This is a genomic window from Pseudoalteromonas sp. A25, assembly GCF_009176705.1.
GTDB lineage: Bacteria > Pseudomonadota > Gammaproteobacteria > Enterobacterales > Alteromonadaceae > Pseudoalteromonas.
The window spans coordinates 2,168,066-2,191,006 of the sequence record NZ_AP021846.1; the positions used below are offsets into that span (position 1 = coordinate 2,168,066).

The following is a 22,941-nucleotide window of genomic DNA, read 5'->3' on the forward strand; positions in this document are numbered from 1 at the left end:
GTTCGTTAAGCTTGCTGTGCCGTCGCTTTTGGCGTGATACGTAAAATTTTGATTCCCAAATAGGCGTAAATTACAGCCAGCACCGGATTAATTAAATTAAAGAATGCATATAATGCATAGTCAAACGGATTGATTAACAACACACTTTGCATGTATGCACCACAGGTATTCCATGGAATTAACGGGCTCGTGATTGTGCCACCATCTTCTAAAGTGCGAGATAAATTTACAGGTTTCAGACCTCGTTTTTTATATTCTTCTTTAAACATTCTACCTGGCACTACGATAGCGATATACTGATCCGCAGCGATAATGTTTATGCCAATGCACGTCGCAATCGTTGATGCAATTAAAGAACCTGTGCTTTTAGCTACTTTTAAAATCCTGCGAACAAAAATATCTAATAAACCAGTTTTTTCCATAATCGCACCGAACATCAATGCCGTCATCACTAACCAAGTTGTGGTTAGCATGCTTGACATGCCTCCCCCACTTAATAGGTCGTCCATTTTTCCATCACCGGTCGTAATGCTAAAGCCTTCGTAAAAAGTTGCCCACACAAGTTTAAAGTAACCCACGAGTTGGCCCTGTGAAGCGTCAATCTGATTTTGAATTAGATCGCCTTGAAATAGCATTGCCCAAACAGCACCTACAACTGCACCGATTGAAATGGCAGGAAAGGCGGGCATTTTCTTGAATGCCAAAATCAACAATACTAACAATGGCACGAGCATCACAGGATTAATATTAAAGTTGCCTTCAAGGATACTAACTATTTCTTCTATGCGACCAATATCACTATTTACATCTGCACTAAAGCCCATAAAAGTGAATATAATTAAAGCGATTATAAAGCTTGGAACCGTAGTCCAAAGCATATGTTGGATATGCTCAAACAGATCACTTCCTGCAACGGCTGGTGCTAAATTCGTTGTTTCTGATAATGGGCTTAACTTATCGCCGAAATACGCGCCAGATATTACCGCACCGGCTGTCACAACTTGGTCGAGTCCTAACCCTGTAGCAACGCCCAACAACGCGACACCAATCGTGGCTGCTGTTGTCCATGAACTACCAATACTCATTGCTACAATACCGCATATCATACAACTAGCGGCATAAAACCAGCTTGGGTTAATGATCTGCAATCCATAGTAAATCAGCGTGGGAACGGTTCCAGATAGCAGCCAAGTACCTATTAATGCACCAACCATTAATAGAATAAGAATTGCACCCAAAGATAAGGTGATCCCTTTTATCATTGCTTCTTCAAGGGTCTTCCAAGTGTAGCCATTTTTTAAACCAACCAATGCAGCGGTAAAAGTAGCAAATAATAGTGCTATTTGGTTAGGTCCAGATGAAGAGTTATCGCCATATAAATATACAGCGGCACCTAGCAAACAGACTAATACCGTGATCGGCACAAATGCATCTAAAAATGAGGGTTGTTTAGGTTGTTCCAAACTGAAATCTCCTATGCATGAAATACATGCTTATTATTATTCTTAACGCACAAACTTACGCTGTGGCAATTGTTTTATCTAGTTATTCGCGAAAACGCTTTGCTGAATAATAGCAAATTCAGGCCGTAAGTCGTAACAAAAAAAGGCGCCGTAGCGCCTTTTTGTAGCTGTTTAGCTTAATGTTTAAACATCATTCTTAGCTAATCGACCAAATGAAATTAGATCCTGAGTGATCAATGCAGCTTCTTCTAAATAAGGGTCTAGTTCAGATAACACTTCTGGCAAATCGTCTAGGTTTTCAACCGGTTCCATACCTAACCTTTTTAGACGCTCATTATTGCGAGCCAGTGAACGTTTTTCAGCTTCGCTGCGCTCTTTCAACCTTTCAGCTTCAACTAATGATATTTTTTTATCGTCTTTTTGTTCTTTATAACGCGCGATGTCATCATAAACGTACCTAAACTCTGGTTCACTTTGTATGCGTGATTTGTGTTTAGATTGTAAGTATTCTACAACTGGCTTTAAGTTATCCAAGCTATTATATCGAGCCTGTTTTATGCTATCCCAAGGCAGCGCATTGTCTTCTTGGCTTTCGCCCCATTCTTCTGGCTCAATTGCTGAAGGCAATAACACATCTGGGATCACCCCTTTATTTTGTGTACTACCGCCATTGATACGATAAAACTTCGCTATCGTATAGGTCACACTGCCTAATGGGTTACTGAACAAATCGTAATTTTTACTTAAACCACGATGCTGCTGCACGGTGCCCTTACCAAACGTTTGCTCACCAATAACCACACCACGACCATAATCTTGAATAGCCGCAGCGAAGATTTCAGATGCAGACGCACTGTAACGGTCAACTAATACAGTCATAGGACCATCATAAAATGTTACACCATCTCTGTCTTTTTGAGCTTCAACGCGGTTGTAAGCGGTGTGAATTTGCACAACAGGACCTTGATCAATAAACAAACCTGTAAGCTGTGTTGCTTCGTATAACGATCCTCCGCCATTTTGGCGCAGGTCGATAACAATGCCATCCACCTTTTGCTCTTTAAGTTTTGCAATTTCTACTTTTACATCTTTTGATAAATTATTATAAAAGCTAGGGATTTCGATCACCCCGATTTTGCTCGTTAAATCTGAATACTTAGCCTCGAATACTTCAGATTTAGCCGCTCTATCTTCCAAGCGGATTTTATCTCGTACAATTTCGACTACTTTCGGTGTGCCATGTGTATCAGAGCCTTTCAGGTACTGTAGCCTTACTTTGGTTCCTTTGGGCCCCTTGATAAGATCAACAACATCATCTAACCGCCACCCAATCACATCAACAAACTCTTTATTGTCTTGCGCGACCCCCACAATGCGATCATCAGGCTTTATTTGCTCTGACTTGTCAGCAGGACCACCTGGGACTAATGAGCGTATAATGGTGTAATCTTCGTCATAGCCAAGCACCGCACCAATACCTTCGAGCTCAAGGTCCATATCCATCTTAAACTGTTCTGCACGGCGAGGTGAAAGATAAGAGGTATGTGCCTCGACACTGCGGGCAAAAGAGTTCATGACTACCTGAAACGCATCCTCACTATTGGTTTGTACAAGGCGCTTTAAGGTATTGCGATAGCGTTTCGTCAGAATTTCTTTTATCTCTGACCATTCTTTACCTGTGAGCTTTAATCGTAAAGCGTCAGATTTGACTCGTTGACGCCAATACTCATCAAGTTCTTGTTGAGTTTTTGCAAACTCACTATCTTCTCGGTCGTAAAAAAACGCGTCTGGTTTATCAAACGTCATTTCTTCTTCAAGTAATGCCAACGCAAATTTAAACCGCTCAAAGCGTCGCTGCATGCTTAAATTAAACATGCTGTATGCAAACTCTAACTTGCCCGATTTTAATGCGTCATCAAACTTTTTTTTGTAACCGTTATATTTGTCAATGTCGCTTTGCAAGAAAACAGATCGATTGTAATCTAGTGAATCAACGAAACGATCGAATATTTTTTCAGACAAAGCGTCATCGAAACTAAATCGCTTATAGTGTTGGCGAGTAAATAAGTTGGTCACTCGTTTGCTGGCCGTTGTGTGTTGAGACTCTGGCGCTAAGACCGGAATGTCCTTCTCAGTAACGGTGTTTGATGATGCAAATGCCACCCCAGATATTAACGCGGTAACAATTGGAATGAGTGTCAACTTTTTACTCATACGCACAACTCCTTAAACGATGTATAGGCTGTCTGCTTTAGTCTTTACTTGCATGCCTGTAACTAGCTCTACATGAACTTCATCTTTGTTCACTTCAGTGATAGTTGCATTAACAAGTGCTTGGCCTAATTTAACTTTAACTTTGTTATTAACCTTGACCTCGTTGGCAGGTAAAGGTTCAACTTTACCAGAGCTACGTTTGGCTTGCTGAGGAGCAGGCTTTTTATTAACTCTAGCGTTTTTATCGCTTGAACGAGGATGCGGTGCACCTTTCTTTTTGTAAGATTTTGTTTCACCATCTTGGCGAGGACGCTGTGGCTTTTTGCGCTTAGCCATTTTCGCACGGCTTTCTTCTAAGGCTTTTTGAGCGTGGTCAATGTGCTCTTGCTCTACTTTTTCAGCATCTTTACCGTCTAAATCTATGCGAAACTCATGCTTTGTTACCGCTTCAAGATAGCGCCAGTTTGATGTGTATTTACGCAATGCTTGACGCACTTGCGTTTTACTCACCTTTTCAGAACCTTCGATACGCTCCGCTATATCTTTGAAGATCCCTACTTTTAACGGCTTGATGCCATCTTTTTGTTTAAAACATTGAGGAAATTCTGAATACAGGAAGTCCAGTACCTCATTAATATCTTTTAGCTTGTTTGTGGTTTCCATTTTTGAACCTATTTATGACATCTGCTCATCTAACGATGATTGGATATAGTGTGTTACCCAGTCTGTTAACTCTTCAAATTCAGCTTCTAATAGAGCTAAATCGCCACGAAGATGTTCCCAAATACCGTTTATTACATTATCGATGATCTCACATTCAAGATCATCAGGTAGTTGTTGCCACGCAAAATGAATTAACTCGTTTAGCGTTTCTGCAACGTGCTCTTCTTCGCCTTCCCAGTCGCCCACGTCGGCAGTCGAAAACAAATAGTCTTGTACGTTTAATAAGTCTTTCACGATAACGTCAACTCAAAGCTTTTTACTAAAGCCTCTAGACCAACTTTATCCTCATTATCAAAGCGTGATAAAGACGGGCTGTCGATATCTAAAACAGCAAATACTTTACCGTTTTTGAAGATAGGAATAACTATCTCAGAATTAGAGGCTGCATCACATGCGATATGTCCTGCAAAAGCATGCACATCTTCTACAAGTTGAGTTTGCTGAGTTTGGGCTGCTGTGCCACATACGCCTTTACCCATCGGGATCCGGATACAAGCAGGGTTCCCCTGAAATGGACCTAAAACGAGTTCCTGCGGACTATCGACAAAGTAAAACCCGGCCCAATTGATATCCTCAAGAGAGGTAAATAACAATGCGCTCAGGTTAGCCATATTAGCGACAATATTGCTTTCATCACTTGTAAGCGCCTGTGCTTGCTTTGTGAGTGACTGATAAAAATCTTGCTTCTGCATCTACTAAATCACGGTTACAACATACAAAAGTCTAAGGTACTCTTTCACAGAATTAATTGAAACCTTTTGTGGCGAAAAAGTATTAAATATCCGTAAATATAGTGCTACTTGGCTAAATATAGAGCAGCCAACATGCTCTATATTAGCTGAATCGCCGCAGGCCATATAAAAACAACCCTGCTGCCAGTGTCGTCATTACTGCATTAGCGACTAAAGCAGGTCCACTGTCAGCGGCAAAAAGTACACTAAATAACACTCCACCCAAGAGCCCCAATGTAAGCAAAATGTCGTAACGCACTTTGTTGTGCTTATACAATACCAGATAACCTGGCACGACAAGCAACGCCATAGACAAACCAACTACATGAGCATTTGCAAGCGCAGTACTAAGCATACTGAAAAATATTGCCAAAACTGAACCTTGACTAGAAACAGCAAAGTAGAGCCCTAAGGAGGCACCAACAAATATTGGAGACAGCAGTGAGAGTGATACACTCATGGCTAACGTTCGTTTCATATTAATAACTACTCTATCAAAATATAAATACTGAGATTGCTATATTATGAAATATTAACTAGTCGACTTTAGTCTAAGGTAGGCACAAATAAAAAAGCCCCTACAACTGTAGGGGCTTACTATTCATTGAATAGTGGCGGAGAGATAGGGATTTGAACCCTAGATACGCTATTAACGTATGCCGGTTTTCAAGACCGGTGCTTTCAACCGCTCAGCCATCTCTCCGCAGCGGGGCGAATATTAGATAATCCTAGACATAATGTGAAGCTTTTTTTTCAAAAAAAAGTTTAAGTGCTCAAAAAACCTCACATTTGTACAAATGTAAAGCAACTTACACTGGTAAATGGAACTTTCTATCATTTTACAACTCTATTTGATCGACAATGTTTGCCGAACCATATAACTCTTGGTAATCTTTACTCAGTTATTTATTGGAACTTTTGTTCACTAAGGAGTTTAACCATGGCGTTCAATCACTCGTACGAAACCGCTAAGCCGGTAATGTCGACCGTTGAAACAAATAAGGTATTAAAGAACACGTATTTTCTGCTTGCGATGACACTTGCGTTTAGTGCTATCACAGCAGGTATTTCAATGACAATGGCATTACCACGATTCACAGGCTTAATCTGCTCTCTTGTTGGATTGGGCTTAATTTTTGTTATTCACAAAAAAGCCAACTCATCTTCTGCAATTGGTTTAGTGTTTTTATTCACTGGTATTATGGGTTTTGGCTTAGGGCCACTACTTAACCACTACGCTGCAATGCCAAATGGCGGCATGCTTATCACTCAGGCTCTTGGCTCTACTGCTCTGATTTTCTTTGGCCTATCGGCTTATGCGCTGACCACTAAAAAAGACTTCTCTTTTATGGGTGGCTTTTTAACTGTTGGCTTAATTGTGGTTGTTATTGCAAGTTTAGTTAACTTGTTTATCGGTAGCAGTGTTGCTTTTATGGCATTAAATGCCGCTATAGTGCTTATCATGTCTGGTTTCATCTTATATGACACTAGCCGCATCATAAATGGTGGTGAAACCAACTATGTCCTAGCTACTGTTGGTTTGTACCTAAACATTTATAACCTCTTTACTTCATTACTTGCTCTTTTAGGCGCAAGTGATGACTAAACAGTTAGTTCTGTTAGAATAAGCCCCTTATTGGGGCTTTTTTTATGGGCGTATTTTGAGCACATTTGTTTTATCTTTGCATACCGGTATTGCAGATCATGACGGATTACAGCGGTTATCGCGTTTTGCTCATGCCACTGTGAACAGCGGTCATCAGGTTGAATGTATTTTTCTATATCAGGATGGTGTTAGCCATGCTTCACCGTATTTGCAACAGCCGTCCGATGAATTAGATGTCAAAGCAACATGGCAAGCACTCGCCGATTTAGGTATTCCGTTAATGTTATGTGTCACCGCTGCGCAAAAGCGTGCAATCGATATTAGTCATGAATCGGTGTTTACCGTAGCGGGTTTAGCTGAATTTGCCATGCTTAGCGCCAAAGCAGATAAATGGGTGCAATTCAAATGAAGAAGATATTAGCGATTAGCACATCCAGCCCCTTTGATGGGCAAAAGATACGTGATGCACTTGATACAACTTTGATATATGCAGCTATCGATCAGAATATCTCTTGGCTGCTATTAGACAGCGCTGTACTTGCCTTAAAAAAGGGCCAATCAGCAGCGCATTTAGGCCTAAAAGACCACTTTAAAGCAATCAAAACGCTAGAAATATACGATGTCGAGCAGGTATACATTTGCGAACAAGCCAAGGCAAAGTATCACCTAACCGATGACCAATTGAGCGTCAATGTCATCACTTTAAATAAACCGCAGCAACAAGCATTAATACAACAACAAGACTTCGTGGTAACGCTATGAGTATAGGAACAATACATATATTTTCTAAACCCGCATCCTACTACAATAGCTTACAGATAGAGCAACTTTTAGCTAATAACGATGTAGTATTGCTCACAGCTGATGCATGCTATGATCATGCCACTTACAGGCAACTTCCTGCTAAAGGCTATATGCTCTCTCACTGTGCCCTTGCAAGGGGCATAGCAACAGATTATGGCTACACCTTAATCGATGATAATGAGTGGGTTACGCTTATAGATAACGCTGAAAAATCAATTACTTGGTAAAAAATGCTGGAATTAAACAATCAATCAATAGAAACTGACAAACAAGGATACTTGCTTGATCATACTCAATGGACCCCTGAGCTTGCTCCCATTATTGCTGAGCAAGAAGGCATCACATTGACTGAGGCCCATTGGGAAGTAGTTAACTTTGTACGTGACTTTTACGAAGAATACAGTACCAGCCCAGCAATACGTATGTTGGTTAAGGCCATGGCGAAAGCGCTGGGAGAAGATAAAGGAAACAGCATGTATTTATACAAATTGTTTCCCAAGGGCCCAGCAAAACAAGCTACAAAAATTGCAGGTTTACCAAAGCCAGCAAGGTGTATTTAATTACACGCTGGATTGAGTACGGTCTTTAAAGCGGCGTTTAATGGGGTGAATAATGTTTAACTTCAGCTCATGTTATTTTCGATATAAACGCCGCTTTAAGGTATTTAGGCCTTTTTCACAAATTTCGCCGTTACCATCATTTCACCTATCCCATCAACCTTACAGTCTAACTCATGATCCTTTTTATCTAACACCCGTCTCACAACGGCCTTTGTACCAATTTTTATTACTTGAGAGCTGCCTTTAATTTTCAGATCTTTAACAACCGTTACTTTATCGCCATCCGCCAATAAAGAGCCGTTTGCATCTTTTACGTTAACCGTGTCATCTTCGCTAACTTGCGAAGGGTTCCACTCATGAGCACACTCTGGACATACAAAGTTGTCCTGATCTTGATAAACATATTCTGAATGACATTTTGGACAAGGAGGTAAAGACATACACTACAACTCTGGTTATTTATTAAGAACAATTCTCTATGAAAGAGAGTGAATATAGCGCAACTATATCACTGAATACATGATGACTGTACTGTCTACTATCCCTTTATTGACATCCGCTCTAAATTTAAGTTTTAAAACCTAGCTCGGTAATCGCACTGAATTCTCATTGCTCAAGAGAATCTAATGTTAAAGAGAAGATCAGGTTATGGGTTTTAAAGTGGGTCGAAATTTTTTCTGCAAGATTTTAGGTATGTAAAAAACCTTTTTACATACCCAAAACCCAGGAAGATGTACATTATTAGTACTTAGTACATGCCTGCCCTACCGTAGGTCGACCAGTAGTATCTTTCGTATAATTGTATTGATAATTCACACCCTCTTTTGTTAACACCAGTTGATCCGGTGTAACGTCATACGCTTCATTAACTTTTCCATCTTCAGGAAGTTCAGGAACTTGCTCCCACTTACCATCGTAAAAATTACAAGCGACACCATAAGTAAAATTATATGTAATTACCCCTTCATTAGCAGACCATTGAAATTCCATATATAGGCCATCAATTATAGGGGTTGACGCACTCCAGTTGCGTATATAACCCGTTCCTTGAGTCTGAGAACCAGAATAATTAATGAGAGCTACACGATGTCCTGCTCCGCTTTTTCTCTGCCAGCTACCCAAAAGGTTAGGAGTTCTGACTCCAAAGCCATATGTTAATTTGTTCGATACAAAACTACCGTCAGAAAGACCATGCGTTAAAATACCACTAAAAGCGTCATCGTTATAAACACTAAACACAATTTTATCTTCATCAAGGCTTCTCACATTGACACGGACCTCCTCACCGCTATCATCAAAAAGCTTGATTCTATAAGGGTACGCATTACTAATGTTTTTACCATTTAAGGTATATTCAATATAATCGCCTTTAACATGGTTTTGAAACGGCTCATTTGCTTCAACTGTTGAAAAGTCTTGTAACTTGGATACTTGAGGCTTTAGTGAGATTTTCTTTTCTTGATATTTTGCAAAACTACTATTCACACATGACTTATACTGATTGTGCATACCGCATCTAATGAGACTTTCGTTTGCATAACGATGTAGTGTCAGCTTAAATTGGTCGTTTTCCCAACTTACATTACCAAGCTCCAGCTTCTCAAACTCACTCTTATGATTTTCATTTTTAAGCCTTTGTTTTAATTCAAGTGGTAATTCATCTGACAATACTAGGTCTTCAAGCTTCTTGCTTGCAGAAACCCATAATTGAGCATAATAGCGATTATCTTTACCATCAAATTCGGCTTCTTTTCCGTATACTGTTTTTAATGTGTATTTCGTTTTAATCTCGTGAGTGTTAAACGTTAAACATTTAAGCTCTTCGTTATTTATCACACAATACTTAATAGATGGGTCTAAATCTTGAGGCGCGGTGATACATTGGTTTTTATTTGTAACGACATTGAAAACTTCAAACTGACCCTCAGAACACTTCACTTCAACTAACTCGTTGTCATCGTTGTAATATCCATCGTTACGCTCAAACAAGTTCGTTTCAGTGATGTAAGTACCGATTTCTTTTTTGTCTATTATTTCATAATCGAGTTTTGCTAAAGTCTCTATATCAAGTACCATTTTAATATCATACTGGCTATTACCTGTAATAAAATATTCAAGAAGGCCATTATTTATACGAGCACCATATGCATCATAAAGGCACAATCGTTTGTTTACTTCATTAATATAGATGCACATTTTAAGATCTAGACTTCTAGTTTTAAGTCTTCCACTTTCCAAGTAGTTAAAATCGTAATTATTGTTATGTTTATTATTAGAAATAATATAAAAGTCGTCATTTTCGACTATGGCTGTGCCATGATAAAAATAGTTATATGGGTTACCAAAGTTCGTTACAAGTTGATCCGCCCTGTATAATCTATTTCCCTCTTTAGTTTGCGTTGTCTTTGTTGTTAAATTATAGACGTTAACATTCGAGTAATAGATGGTAAACGCATTAGGTAATTTATAAATATTTTGATCTATTTTTGAGAACACACCAGAGACTGCTCGGCTCATCCCATAAAAAGGCTGATATGCGACATTATCTTGTAATGAAAGTGCTAACCCTGATATTTCAATCTTTTCATTTGCAAACGGGTAAGTCGGGTATCCATTTTTATACGCAACAACACCAACAGAATAATTACCATAACTGGATATGTTAGCTGTCAAAGACAACTTCTTTTCATTGGTTACTAAGCTCGTATCTGAAGAACTGTCAGCCAATTGCTTATCTAATGTAAAACATTGCACTTGCTCTGAGTCAGGATATTCAACAGGAGAGCCCCAACGCTCATGTAGTGCAATATCTGAAGTGTGTGTTTTAAGGATCTTGCTTTTTTTGTTGTCTGAGGAGTAGCTCTCTTTTTCGTAATAATAGCCTTCTCTATAACCCGTAAAGCATACCTTTTCATAATCACTTAACGTTTCAGAAAAGTCTGCGCTTGCAAGTGTTAATGTTAACTCTGTTGGCGCAGTTTCACTTGTGAGTTCTACATTAAAGTCTAATTTTGCTGGTTCTGGTGTGCCAGAGCCACCATTATCATCTGAGCCACCATTATCATCTGAGCCACCATTATCATCTGAGCCACCATTGCCACCTGATCCACCAGTAGCAGAACCACCACTACCGTTAGACCCGTTACCATTTTCGATCTGAGTGTTGTTGTCTGAGTGCTCATTACTGCTAGAGCCGCCACATGCACTTAAAAGTGATAAGAGCAAAAGACAAGATAATACCGTTTTATTCATGAATCCCCCTTTGAAAATATCGCGGATTCTAGCTAAAGCCGAACAAACATCAACAAATAAAGTAATCCCAAACCAACCATTAATGCAAAAAACCAAACAAAACAAAGCTTAAGTAACAGACCGAATTGTAAACACTTGTAAACAACCAAAGAGCGTGCGTTAATACGCAGAGGTCTAATAGGCTTACTTCATTGCTTATGCAGAAGTAGCCCGCCGTGATTGAAGTAACCGTACGAATTCAACTAGTCTTTTTATGCTAAGGTACATTATCTACAGTTAGTTAAAACCGTCGTTATTAATGCCAATGAATAAATTCCAACTCAGCTAATGTACACGTTAATCTCTTAAGATGATTAATTACTGCGAGGGCTAGTAATAATAGATTATAGATGAAGGTATTTTTTACAGGCGAGTTTTTGAATATCTTACATTAAAATCGCTACCAGTATAACTTGGACGCTACATGCAAAACTTTCTGATATATAGCAAAGTGCCCAGCAATTGCTGGGCACTTTTAACACTTTAAAAATCGCAGTTTACGATTATAAAACGTCTAGTAATTCAACATCGAATACTAGTGTTGAGAATGGAGCGATTGCAGCGCCCGCACCACGTTCACCATAAGCAAGCTCATGCGGTACATATAAGCGCCACTTAGAACCCGCAGGCATAAGTTGTAATGCTTCTGTCCAGCCTTTAATAACACCATTTACTGGAAATTCTGCTGGCTCGCCACGATCATAAGAGCTGTCAAATACAGTGCCGTTGATAAGCGTGCCGTGATAATGTACACGTACTTTTGAGTCAGCATTTGGTTTTGTACCTTCACCTGTGCTGATCACTTCATATTGAAGACCTGATTCAGTTACAGTGATCTCAGCGCGCTTTGCATTTTCTTCTAAGAACGCGATACCTTCAGCTGCTAACACTTTAGCTTCTTCTTCACGACGAGCTTGGATCTCAGTGTTAATTTTCTCAAAAGCAGCTTGGATCTCTGGGATCTCAACACGGAACGCGTCACCCGCGTATGCGTCTTTCATTCCCTCAAATACTGAGTGCAAGTTAAGACCTTCAAAAGGATTCGCTTTTAATTGCTCACCCATTTGTAAGCCGATTCCGTAGCTTGCTTTTTCAGCATCTGTATTAAATAAATCTGACATAAGTTAATTCACTTTAGTTTCTATTAAAAGACGCGCGCAGTGTATCATAGCAAGCTATGAGTTTAAACGGACTTACTTGTCCGCATCATGTTGAGGAAGCTTGACCTTTGCGATCAAAAAGGTCGCTAACGGTAAACTTACACATAAACCTAAACCAAGCTCAAAACTGTACTGTGTAAGGCGCTGCGTAAAATAATAACCAAAACCAACAACGCCCGTAACACTAATTACGATAGACGCTAACAATGGCCAGACTTTTTCGTATTTTCTTATTAAGTGCCCAACAAGTAGACAAAATACAAAGGTAAGCGAGAGCGTCTTTATTAACGTGGGATCTTGCTGGCCATCAATTGCTAAACGCAACGCCATTTCTAAGCCACTCAGATAAAAGAAGCCAAATACTATCCACAAACTAGCATGTTTTACTACTAATGCTGACATAACTGCCTCCAAAACGAAAAAAACCGCCAGTAAGGCGGTTTTGGGAATGAGGTGGCGGAGAGATAGGGATTTGAACCCTAGATACGCTATTAACGTATGCCGGTTTTCAAGACCGGTGCTTTCAACCGCTCAGCCATCTCTCCGTTGTTGGCGCGCATATTAGTGGTTTTAAAGGGCGCTGTAAAGGCTTGAGTCTAGTTTTTTGCAAATTCAATAATATTGCTTTGGCCTTTTTGCAAACCATGCGCATAAAATACACAACAACATACTCATCGCTAAAACTAATACCCCTTTAAAAACTGCAATCGAAAATTTCTCAATAGGTAGCAAAGCATCAAGTAAAGGCGGGAAAAAAGAAAAGATACCAATAAAAAGGAGCACCTTAAAAGCTCTAAAGAACTCAAAGCGTTTACTGTAATTCATCCAAATAGCAATCGCTAAAACTAATAAGCTCGGTGCAGTAAACGCCAATAATTGCTGTTGAGTTAGGCTTAAAACATAACTACTCAATAGACAACCAATTACACCCCAAATTAGCCAAGTCGACCAACGCTCTTTTTCTTTTAAGAATAAATTCCCCATGCCCACCATCTTATTATTGTTATATTGGACACAATTAGCGTAACAAACAACCGACCGTTCAAGCAACCGTAAAAAAGCATTATATTGGTTGCAAAAGCAACAAAAAAGCCCCAACTAAACGCTGAGGCTTTTTTAACTAAAAACCGATACTCAATTAAGCTGACTTTTGTCTTTGTGCTTCTTTTTGTGCTTGTTTTGCTTCTTTACGTAGACGCAATGTTTCCTGTGCATCATGGCCAATATGCCCTTCACCACGCGCTTGTGCCAGTTGGATCTGCTTTTGGCGCTCAGCAAAACGTGCTCGTTGCTCTTCAGTTAAGCTATCATGACAATGGTGGCAAGATACACCTTCCATATATTCTTCGCGTTGCTTCTCTTCTTCTGTAATTGGCATACGACAAGCGTGACATTGGTCATATGAGCCTTTTTGCAAGTCGTGGTCAACCGCTACGCGGTTATCAAACACAAAACACTCGCCTTCCCATAAAGACTCTTCTTTTGGTACTTCTTCCAAGTACTTTAAAATTCCGCCTTCAAGGTGATAAACCTCATCAAAACCCTGCTCTTTCATATAAGCAGTTGATTTTTCGCAACGAATGCCCCCAGTACAGAACATAGCTACTTTTTTATGCTTGCTCGGGTCAAGGTTTTCTTTAGCCCACTGCGGAAACTCACGGAAAGTCTTAGTATTTGGGTCAATCGCATGCTTAAAAGTGCCAATTTCGATTTCGTAGTCATTACGCGTATCCACAACAACCACTTCTGGGTCTGAAATCAAATCATTCCATTCGTTAGGCTTTACGTAACTACCCACTACTTTCAATGGGTCAATACCTTGCACACCCATAGTAACGATCTCTTTTTTCAGTTTTACTTTGGTGCGGTAGAATGGACATGTTTCGTCGTATGACTCTTTGTATACGATATTATCTAAACCTGGCTGGGCACCTAACCATGTTAGTAGCGCATCAATACCCTCGCGTTTTCCAGCAACAGTACCGTTAATGCCTTCAGCAGCGAGTAATAAAGTACCGCGAACTTCATTTTGTTCCATAACATCATGAAGTGGTTGACGAATTTGTTCAAAATTTGGCAGTGACACGAATTTGTACATGGCACAAACCACAAATGGTTTAGACATAGCTTTTCCTAAATTTCAGCTTTCACTTCGCTTAGGGCATTAAGCACAACGCCATAAGCACATATACCGAACCGTAAATCCGGCGCTAGAGCGCGTATTGTACGGATTTTTACTTTAATTGCAAAAACCCTGACACAAAGCGCTTTAATGCTAGGAGAGCCTAGCAATGCTTTGCTATAATACGCGGTCATTATAGAAAACAGTTTTGGAGAAAAACGCTTTGCACTTTACCGAATTAGGCATTGAAACTCGCCTCGAAAAACAACTTGCCCACCAAGGGATCACAGAGCCTACTGAGATCCAATCTCAAGCTGTACCAACAGCCATTGCCGGGCATGATGTATTCGCACAGTCAAAGACAGGTTCAGGTAAAACCCTAGCGTTTTTATTACCCGCCGTACATCGCGTAATGAAACAAAAAGCGCTGAGTAAACGCGATCCTCGAGTACTCATCATTGCCCCCACTCGTGAACTTGCAACTCAGGTGTTTACACAATGTCGTTTGCTGATAGCTGGTACAAGCATCAGTGTTGTTAAAGTATTAGGCGGCGAAAACTTTAATGATCAAATTAAAGCTTTGCGTAAAGATCCACACATTGTAATCGGCACGCCCGGTCGTGTAGCCGATCACATAGAGCAGCGCTCATTACAACTAAGTGGATTAGAGTTACTTGTCTTCGATGAAGCAGACCGAATGCTAGATTTAGGATTTGCAGATCAGCTGAATAGAATAAACGACGAAGCAAATCATCGATTACGTCAAACTCTCTTATTTTCTGCAACGCTCGATCATGCACAAGTAGAGGTGACTTCGCGTAATTTATTGCGCTCTCCTAAAAAAATAATATTGAGCGACGCCCACCAACAACACGGTGATATCAAACAAACATTGTATTTTGCCGATCATTTAGACCATAAAGACGCACTTCTAAAACACTTTGTGCAACAAAACGATGTGGGTCAATGCATTATTTTTACAGCAACTCGTTCAGATACTACCCGTATTAGCGATCAGCTCAATGCGTTAGGCATTAAAGCAACCGCACTTGCTGGTGATTTAGTACAAAGCAAACGTTTAGATATTATGGACACATTTAGCCGTGGCCTATTCAAAGTGTTGGTAACGACTGACGTAGCATCTCGAGGCCTTGACTTACTCAGCGTCACTCATGTAATTAACTTTGATTTACCTAAACAGGCTGAAGAATATGTGCACCGAATTGGCCGTACAGGCCGAGCTGGATTTAAAGGCACGGCTATTTCACTCGTTGGTCCAAAAGATTGGAACAGTTACGTTGCCATCAAAAACTATTTAAACGACAAACTTGAATTTGCCAGCATCGACGGTTTAGAAGCCAAGTTTAGAGGCTTTAAACCTGTCAAGCCAAAAGCAGCAAAACCAAAGGTTGAAAAACCTGTAGCTAAAAAAACAATTAAAAAGCACACCAAGCCAAAAAGCAAAGTAAAAAAGGCAATTCCTGCACCATTTGACGTGGATGGCAATGCCCCACTTCGCCGCAAACCAAAGCCATCTGAGGAGTAACCATGTTAGGTCGTATTGAAACATTAATGGTCAGCGAAATATGCGCTGAAGGTGCTTATCTAGATGGCAGAGAACTCGGTGAAGTATTTTTACCTGCCAAAGAGTTAGACGAGCACTTAGAAGCTGGAGATAGTGCTAAAGTTTTCATCTTTCAAGATTCTCAAGGGCACCCGACTGCAACAACTAAAACCCCCATCGCACAGGTGGGTGAGTTTGCACTGTTGCGTGTAAAAGAACTCAGCACCGTCGGCGCGTTTATGGATATTGGCATAGATAAAGATGTATTAGCTCCGTTCAATGAGCAAAAGCCTAAAATGCGCGAAGGCTACAGTTATCTAGTTAAGTTATACCTTGATAATGCTAGCAAGCGCATATGTGCCTCGAGCAACCTCAACAAATTCGTTAACAAAACTGAACCAACCTATGAAAAATTTGAAGAAGTTGACCTTATCGTTGCAGCAAAAACAGACCTTGGCTATAAGGTAATTGTTAATGAACAACACTTCGGCGTGGTATTTTTCAATACCGTATTTAAACGCATGTTTATTGGTCAAAAACTCAAAGGCTACATCAAAGTCGTGCGCGATGATGGCAAAATTGATGTCGTACTCGACAAGCCAGGCATGGATAAAGTGGTCAACTTGAGTGAACAAATTTTGCAAGCACTTCAGGAAAACGGTGGCCGATTACCGCTTGGCGATAAGTCAGATCCAGAACAGATAAAAAAGGCATTTTCAACCAGTAAAGCTAATTTTAAAAAAGCCATTGGTGGCTTGTTTAAACAAGGAAAAATTAGTATCGAAGCGAAGTCCATTTCTTTAAAAGACTAGCCGCATGCAGTAAAAGCAGTGTTTTGAGCCACCAGCACTGCTTTATCCCCCTTCGTTTATCTCAGTTGACCTACTGAGTAGATCACACCAAGCATAATGTTAAAAACTCAAACTACTAACTCCGTTACTGTTTGACTTTTTCAAAAAGTATCTATCTACTTAAAAGTCAAATTACGTTCAACCTATTTATTTAGGCTGCATAAATGAAAATGGAATCACGTAGAATATTAATAAAAAGGACAACATATGCTAAAATATATTGTATTCGGACTTACGCTTTTACCGATCATTTCACAGGCTGCGTCACTATTTCATGATGAAAGTAAATGCAAGCCCTCACAAGAGTATGATGATATTTCTATCTCGCTAACCCACAACGACATTGCTAATAAATCTGAATCTCAAATTTTAGATGAACTAAAAAAACTGACGTTCAATAAGGTTCAAGAAAGAATTTCTGCACAGCAGTATGATTATCAAGTGAAAGACATCTCGTTTCGCCATCGTCTCGGAAAACATGCCTCTGCACAGGCACATTTAAAGCTCAGTCCTGTGGATTCCTGTATAAATGGCGTTGTTATTGACGAAAAACACTACGATAGACTAGGTAGTAAACTAGTGCACTTTAAAACCAAGTTGCAATTTGCAACCAGCCGCACTCTTAAACTAAATACAGCATTTGCCGCCGGCAAAAGTACTATAGAAAACTTCACCATTACACCAAAAAGCGTCTTTGGCATAAAAATAGGAAACCAGCTAACTGAAGCAGAACAAATCGTTGGTAGATTCAGTGCAACTTGGCCCATAAATGAGCAACATAAAATTCGATTTATTGGCAGAGAGCACGCCTTTTTATTTAAGAACGACACCTTAATTGGCTATCAATATCACAACTCCCTATTACCTATCAGTTTTAGAAATAACTTAGAGATAATCTCAAACCAACTACAGATAGCCATTAGTGACACCAATACAGAAAAACTCAGTGACTTGTATATTGACGAAGTATTAGAGCAAAAACTAACATCGCAGTTTAGTAATATTAGTACATCACGAGTGAAAATCAGTGAAGAGGAAGTATTAGTGCAGCTGCAAGGCTTATCTATCGGCGCTCTCATAAGTAAAAATACGCCTGTGCAAGCGCTTCCATGCTATAGAAATAACTCAAACATAGACGACTTCTTAAGTGCTAACAAGCAATCGTTAATTGAAATCATCGATGTTGACAATCGCTTATCATACATCACAGGCTGCTCACAACGTATCATGGCATACGACTCAGGCAAAGTTAAGTCAGTGGAATTGTTGGAGCCTTTTAGTGCGACAAACGCATTTTTATTTGCTATTAAACGCATGATAGGTGCAATCGAGCCTTGGCAATTCGAAGGCGTTAAATACGGCGGACCGAAAAGTCAGCTCGATAAATTTAAGCTTATACAGTCTGATAAACATACACTCTCTGTAGAGAGCGGCCAATGGTTAGGCATATTTAATCTATATGACGAGCAATTAACCAACGCTACTTTATATCCAAAAGCTTTATAAGACACTTAGTAATCAACATTTGTCCGACAAAATTACCAAATACAACTTTGTCGGACACCTAATACGATATCGAGCTGAGAGTTTAAATCCTTAAGTCAGTTCAAGCGATCTTTTAAAAAATCAATAAACACTTTCACTTTTTGCGCTACATATTCACGATGAGGATACACCGCTAATAGATCAAAGTGCATCACATCATAATCTTTAAGCAATTGAATTAACTCTCCTTTAATAAGAGATTCTTCCACAACAAAAATAGGACATAGGATCACTCCCCCCCCTTTTTTTGCCACTTCCCTAGATGCACTTGGGCTGTTCAAACTCAATTGACTGTTAACTTCAATAGAATGTTCTTTTTGCGTCTGCTTATGAGTAAAGGGCCAAAAATGCCCAACCTTATAATTGCTATCAACGATACAAGTCGCCATTTTTAAATCTTCTGGCTGATTAATTTTTCCAATTTTTTTCATGTAACTGGGTGAACAACACACAACCAGCGGATATGTTGATATTTTTCGTGCAATTAATGAGGAGTCGTTTAAATGACCGACTCGCAAACGAACATCAATCCCTTCCTCAACCATATTGACACTAGCATTAGATAATATCAGCTCTACTTTTAGCTCAGGATGAGCTTGGGTAAATTCAGGCAGCACCTGCGCCAAGCGAGTTTCACCCAAAGCAAATGGTGCGCTCACCCTGAGTGTTCCCACTAATGAAGTATTTAAAGCACGTGCTCCATCTAGCATTTCTTGGTATTGCTCAAGTACCAAAACCGCATGATGATAAAACTTCTCTCCCGCTTCTGTTAAATCGACACGTCTTGTTGTTCTGTTAAACAAGCGAACATTTGCTTGGTGCTCTAATTGCGCAATGTATTTGCTGACTAAAGACTTTGATAATCCCAGTCTATCACTTGCTAGGGTAAAAGAATGAGTTTGCGATACAGCAACCATTGCCTTAAGGCCATCGATCGTATCCATTTAATTGTCAATATTTTGGAAATAGTTAATCAACAATATACCTATTTATCGCCATAATAGAAATAGACATAATAGCTCCATCGCTCAGGCACAGTGCACAACAGCACAGCTGATGAGTATTAATACTAAATGTGATTTTTATAGGAATACAATTATGTCTCAATCAAATGGTTCAACTTTTATAAAAAAAGTTAAGAAAAACATGATGTTAGCAACTGCGGCATTGGCTGTTGGCGTTGGTAGTGCTTATGCCTCACCAACACAACACAAAACAGTTGAAGTAGAAAAACAAACTATCTTTTATCGTGAAGCGGGAGACATAAGCGACCCAACAATTGTACTTTTACATGGCTTTCCAACTTCATCTCACATGTATCGTAACCTTATTCCAAAACTAGCGGATAATTATCATGTTATCGCGCCTGATTACCCAGGTTTTGGTAATAGCTCAATGCCTTCTGTTAATGAGTTCGAATATAGTTTCGACAACTTAGCGAGCATTACTGAAAAGTTCCTCAACAAGGTGGGTGTTAAGAAATTTACTATGTATGTTATGGATTATGGCGCACCAATTGGATTTAGACTTGCGCACGACAACCCGAGTAAAATTGAAGGCTTAATCATTCAAAATGGTAATGCGTATGATGAAGGTCTACGTGATTTTTGGAACCCAATCAAGCAGTACTGGGCTGATAAAAGTGACGCAAATAAACAAGCCCTTGCTGATGCACTGCTCACGATAGACGCGACCAAATGGCAATACACAAACGGTGCTCGAAACAGCGAAGCTATCAGCCCTGATAACTGGATTGTCGATCAAGCATTGCTAGATAGACCAGGAAACAAAGAGATCCAACTAGAGTTGTTTTATTCATATGGTACCAATCCAGCTCTATACCCTGCTTGGCAGAACTACTTTAGAACGCACCAGCCACCAACACTACTGGTATGGGGTAAGGGTGATTATATCTTCCCTGAAGAAGGTGCACATCCGTACAAAAGAGATCTTAAAAACCTGGATTTTAACATTCTTGATACCGGACACTTTGCGCTTGAAGAAGATTTAGAACTAATCACTAACAAAATTCTGTCTTTCATGGAGACGCGCGTTCATAACAAACGTTAAACACTAAAACGACAAGACCAACTAAAGCGCTGATACTTAGTTGGTCTTGTACATTGTTACCATGTGACTAAAATCGGTAGCTAAACTGAAACCTTATATTTCTTGGCGCTTGCAAATATTTAACGGGAGATGAGCCCCTACCATTACTGTGAAAATATTCTTTATTAAACATGTTCTCAATATACACTCCATATACGTAGTGCTGAGTTTGTTTAAATAAGTGCAAATTTAGCGTGGTCCATGCATCTACTTCTTCTACTTGCGTACCTGTTGTATCCAATTGATTTGCTTCTGTATAAGTCTTATCCCAATGATCAACGAAACCTGCAACACGCCAAGTATCATTCAAACGATAGACCAAACCAAATTTAACTTTATACTTGGGGACATCTAACACTTGCCAGTGTTCGCCAATACGCTCGTCGTCTGGTTTTATATAGCGAAAACCAAATTGGCCTTGCCAATTGTTTGCCTGAAATTTAAGCTGTGTTTCAATACCATAGATACTATGTTCCCCTGTAATTTCCGTCCGCCAGCCTCCTATTGCTGGGTCGAGTATTTTTTCATAAAAGTTCTCTGCTTTCATATGATAAAGTGCAGAAATGCTGGCAAACTTAATATCTTTAAATACAAAGCTTTTACTGTAGTTTAACTCCGTCATACCCATCGTTTGTGATTCAAGCTTATCATCCACCACTAAATCAAACTCAAAAATCGTAGGAGGCCTAAACGCTTCTCCATACGTCAATTTAATTGCCTGAGACTCATCACTTTGATATACCAAACTAGCACGAGGTAAATAAGCCGAGTTAGTGAAATCTTGACGGTTATACCTCAGCCCTGCACTCAATTTTAAGCTTTTGCTGTCCCACTGAAATGTTCTCGAATACTGGCCATACATCGCATGTTTTGTGGATTTTTCTTTATCTTTTGCCCATTCTGGTGGGGTAAATAAGGTAACTTTTCCATCATTTTCACGATACTTAACTTTCCTTCCTATCACCGTTCTCCAACCATCATAACCAAAAATTAAGTCAGCAGTTTCGTCAATTTGATATTGCCACTGTGTCGTCAGTCTTATCCTATCTGATGGGCCTATATCTTCTCGCTCATTATCTTGAACAAGATCTTGATATTGTTTTGCCCCATCAGGCACTACCGTAGTAAGCCTATCTTTTTCTTTATATTCTCTATAATAGCTAACTTCAAAATTCCCCTGCCACTGGGCATCGGGTTTAACATTTTTTCCTAGATAATAGTTAGCATATCCGCGTCTTGAATCATCACCTGTAAAATAGTCATATGCTACCGCTTCAATCCCGCTGACATTTTCAGCTCGACTGATATTCGCTCCAACATACATGTCTTGATAACTAAGCTTACCGTCTATTGTGTAGTTTTTTTCGTTGTTTCTAAATGCGCTCGAGTCTAGATTGCGAAGTTTATCCTTGCTACTGCGACTAAATTGTTCGGTATTGACAACAAACTCTTTGAGCTCTTGATAGTTTTGGTCACTTTCAAAGTAACTCGCACTTACTGATACCGCCAAGTCTTGTTGTGCATAATTGAATAGCGCATGAGCATGCTTAGTGCCCACTTCACCAGCAAGAACTTGTATCTCATTTTCCATATTGCCTAAACGCGTAATAACGTTTATTACACCCTGTGTGGCGTTACCACCATAAAGTGTAGAATTAGGCCCTTGCAGCACCTCTACCCGTTCAATACGGCTAGCGGGAAAGTTATTCATTATAAACGCTTCATTGGCTAGTAAGTTTTGCACTTCACGGCCATCAATTAACATCAAGGTACCAGACATATTACCGGTAAAGCCTCTTTGCCCACCTGGAAGCCAGCTCCATTGGTAGAAGTAATCCATATTAGGAACACTCGCAAGGATTTCTTTCAAGTCTCGCCAGCCATAATTTTCAATATCGTTACGACTAACTACATACACTGTACCTGATGACGATAACCAAGGCTCACTTTTACGAGCTGCTACGGAAACCTCTAAGTTCAGCAACTCTTCAAATGGTAAAGAGAATAAAGGATCTTCTTTGGCGCTTTTGGCACTAGTTTGAGGGCTGCTAATGCCAAAAAGCACTAAAATCGATAAACAACGAAAGTTCATAACGTGAGAAGTCAATGGATTCTTTCAAGAAGTATAGTACTAAAATAATACAAGTGCCGCTGGTTTATTGTTTATCAATCATACAATTGCACCCAGGGCTCTTATT

The 22,941-nt window shown here is 39.7% G+C and carries 23 protein-coding genes and 2 tRNA genes; 9 read left to right on the forward strand and 16 right to left on the reverse strand.

What is annotated here, in order from left to right; translation table 11 throughout:
* Positions 1-5 precede the first annotated feature (5 nt).
* The 7 genes from nhaC to GDK41_RS09175 form a co-directional block, all read right to left on the reverse strand.
* Positions 6-1,463 carry a Na+/H+ antiporter NhaC gene (gene nhaC / locus GDK41_RS09145; protein ID WP_152086122.1) on the reverse strand — a complete coding sequence of 486 codons (1,458 nt, stop codon included), beginning with the start codon at positions 1,461-1,463 and terminating at the stop codon, positions 6-8.
* A 183-nt stretch (positions 1,464-1,646) separates the two neighbouring features.
* Positions 1,647-3,677 (reverse strand): carboxy terminal-processing peptidase, encoded by a 2,031-nt coding sequence (prc, locus tag GDK41_RS09150; RefSeq protein WP_152086123.1) that lies wholly within the window; start codon positions 3,675-3,677, stop codon positions 1,647-1,649.
* Positions 3,678-3,689: 12 nt separating this feature from the next.
* Complete coding sequence (gene proQ / locus GDK41_RS09155; protein WP_152086124.1) at positions 3,690-4,340, reverse strand: RNA chaperone ProQ; 651 nt, start codon at positions 4,338-4,340, stop codon at positions 3,690-3,692.
* Between the two features lie 12 nt (positions 4,341-4,352).
* Entirely contained in the window at positions 4,353-4,634 is a 282-nt protein-coding gene (locus tag GDK41_RS09160) for a hypothetical protein (protein ID WP_152086125.1), read from the reverse strand.
* Positions 4,631-5,092 (reverse strand): GAF domain-containing protein, encoded by a 462-nt coding sequence (locus GDK41_RS09165; RefSeq protein ID WP_152086126.1) that lies wholly within the window; start codon positions 5,090-5,092, stop codon positions 4,631-4,633. The genes GDK41_RS09160 and GDK41_RS09165 overlap by 4 nt, the downstream gene beginning before the upstream one ends.
* 142 nt (positions 5,093-5,234) lie before the next feature.
* Positions 5,235-5,609: a hypothetical protein gene (locus tag GDK41_RS09170; RefSeq protein ID WP_152086127.1), complete on the reverse strand. Its 375-nt coding sequence runs from the start codon at positions 5,607-5,609 to the stop codon at positions 5,235-5,237.
* Between the two features lie 134 nt (positions 5,610-5,743).
* Positions 5,744-5,834 (reverse strand) — tRNA-Ser (locus GDK41_RS09175).
* A 237-nt stretch (positions 5,835-6,071) separates the two neighbouring features.
* Here GDK41_RS09175 and GDK41_RS09180 point away from each other — a divergent pair.
* Genes GDK41_RS09180 through GDK41_RS09200 form a run of 5 tightly spaced genes read left to right on the forward strand, consistent with a single transcriptional unit; the run spans position 6,072 to position 8,101 of the window.
* A complete protein-coding gene (locus tag GDK41_RS09180) occupies positions 6,072-6,737 on the forward strand; it encodes a Bax inhibitor-1/YccA family protein (RefSeq protein ID WP_152086128.1) in 666 nt (221 codons plus the stop codon).
* Between the two features lie 55 nt (positions 6,738-6,792).
* Positions 6,793-7,146 carry a sulfurtransferase complex subunit TusD gene (gene tusD, locus GDK41_RS09185; protein WP_152086129.1) on the forward strand — a complete coding sequence of 118 codons (354 nt, stop codon included), beginning with the start codon at positions 6,793-6,795 and terminating at the stop codon, positions 7,144-7,146.
* The gene (locus tag GDK41_RS09190; RefSeq protein WP_152086130.1) at positions 7,143-7,499 is read left to right on the forward strand and encodes a DsrE family protein; all 357 of its coding nucleotides are present in this window, start codon (positions 7,143-7,145) and stop codon (positions 7,497-7,499) included. Before tusD ends, GDK41_RS09190 begins: the two co-directional genes overlap by 4 nt.
* Entirely contained in the window at positions 7,496-7,768 is a 273-nt protein-coding gene (locus GDK41_RS09195; RefSeq protein WP_152086131.1) for a tRNA 2-thiouridine-synthesizing protein, read from the forward strand. The genes GDK41_RS09190 and GDK41_RS09195 overlap by 4 nt, the downstream gene beginning before the upstream one ends.
* A 3-nt stretch (positions 7,769-7,771) precedes the next feature.
* The gene (locus tag GDK41_RS09200; RefSeq protein ID WP_152086132.1) at positions 7,772-8,101 is read left to right on the forward strand and encodes a TusE/DsrC/DsvC family sulfur relay protein; all 330 of its coding nucleotides are present in this window, start codon (positions 7,772-7,774) and stop codon (positions 8,099-8,101) included.
* Positions 8,102-8,205: 104 nt separating this feature from the next.
* Here the strand turns inward: GDK41_RS09200 and GDK41_RS09205 are convergent, their stop codons facing one another.
* The 7 genes from GDK41_RS09205 to trhO all read right to left on the reverse strand — a co-directional run bounded on the left by GDK41_RS09205 (position 8,206) and on the right by trhO (position 14,677).
* The gene (locus tag GDK41_RS09205) at positions 8,206-8,541 is read right to left on the reverse strand and encodes a zinc ribbon domain-containing protein YjdM (protein WP_152086133.1); all 336 of its coding nucleotides are present in this window, start codon (positions 8,539-8,541) and stop codon (positions 8,206-8,208) included.
* Between the two features lie 301 nt (positions 8,542-8,842).
* Complete coding sequence (locus GDK41_RS09210; protein WP_152086134.1) at positions 8,843-11,353, reverse strand: hypothetical protein; 2,511 nt, start codon at positions 11,351-11,353, stop codon at positions 8,843-8,845.
* Between the two features lie 542 nt (positions 11,354-11,895).
* Entirely contained in the window at positions 11,896-12,513 is a 618-nt protein-coding gene (locus GDK41_RS09215) for an FKBP-type peptidyl-prolyl cis-trans isomerase (RefSeq protein WP_152086135.1), read from the reverse strand.
* A 72-nt stretch (positions 12,514-12,585) separates the two neighbouring features.
* Positions 12,586-12,954 (reverse strand): hypothetical protein, encoded by a 369-nt coding sequence (locus GDK41_RS09220; RefSeq protein ID WP_152086136.1) that lies wholly within the window; start codon positions 12,952-12,954, stop codon positions 12,586-12,588.
* A 52-nt stretch (positions 12,955-13,006) separates the two neighbouring features.
* Positions 13,007-13,097: transfer RNA gene (locus GDK41_RS09225), tRNA-Ser, on the reverse strand.
* 67 nt (positions 13,098-13,164) lie between these two features.
* Positions 13,165-13,536 (reverse strand): hypothetical protein, encoded by a 372-nt coding sequence (locus GDK41_RS09230; RefSeq protein ID WP_152086137.1) that lies wholly within the window; start codon positions 13,534-13,536, stop codon positions 13,165-13,167.
* A 154-nt stretch (positions 13,537-13,690) separates the two neighbouring features.
* Complete coding sequence (trhO, locus tag GDK41_RS09235) at positions 13,691-14,677, reverse strand: oxygen-dependent tRNA uridine(34) hydroxylase TrhO (protein ID WP_152086138.1); 987 nt, start codon at positions 14,675-14,677, stop codon at positions 13,691-13,693.
* A 220-nt stretch (positions 14,678-14,897) separates the two neighbouring features.
* On the opposite strand from trhO, the gene GDK41_RS09240 reads away from it, so the two are divergent.
* The 3 genes from GDK41_RS09240 (at position 14,898) to GDK41_RS09250 (ending at position 18,595) form a co-directional block, all read left to right on the forward strand.
* On the forward strand, positions 14,898-16,220 hold the full coding sequence (locus tag GDK41_RS09240) for a DEAD/DEAH box helicase (protein WP_152087557.1): 1,323 nt from the start codon (positions 14,898-14,900) through the stop codon (positions 16,218-16,220).
* Positions 16,221-16,222: 2 nt separating this feature from the next.
* On the forward strand, positions 16,223-17,050 hold the full coding sequence (locus GDK41_RS09245; RefSeq protein ID WP_152086139.1) for a CvfB family protein: 828 nt from the start codon (positions 16,223-16,225) through the stop codon (positions 17,048-17,050).
* 246 nt (positions 17,051-17,296) lie between these two features.
* Complete coding sequence (locus GDK41_RS09250; RefSeq protein WP_152086140.1) at positions 17,297-18,595, forward strand: hypothetical protein; 1,299 nt, start codon at positions 17,297-17,299, stop codon at positions 18,593-18,595.
* A gap of 95 nt (positions 18,596-18,690) precedes the next feature.
* Here the strand turns inward: GDK41_RS09250 and GDK41_RS09255 are convergent, their stop codons facing one another.
* Entirely contained in the window at positions 18,691-19,578 is an 888-nt protein-coding gene (locus tag GDK41_RS09255; protein ID WP_152086141.1) for a LysR family transcriptional regulator, read from the reverse strand.
* A gap of 154 nt (positions 19,579-19,732) precedes the next feature.
* Between GDK41_RS09255 and GDK41_RS09260 the strand changes: the two genes are divergently transcribed.
* Positions 19,733-20,704, forward strand: a complete 972-nt coding sequence (locus GDK41_RS09260; protein WP_152086142.1) for an alpha/beta fold hydrolase — start codon at positions 19,733-19,735, stop codon at positions 20,702-20,704.
* 67 nt (positions 20,705-20,771) lie between these two features.
* On the opposite strand, the gene GDK41_RS09265 is transcribed toward GDK41_RS09260, so the two are convergent.
* Complete coding sequence (locus tag GDK41_RS09265) at positions 20,772-22,850, reverse strand: TonB-dependent receptor plug domain-containing protein (RefSeq protein WP_152086143.1); 2,079 nt, start codon at positions 22,848-22,850, stop codon at positions 20,772-20,774.
* Between the last annotated feature and the right edge of the window lie 91 nt (positions 22,851-22,941).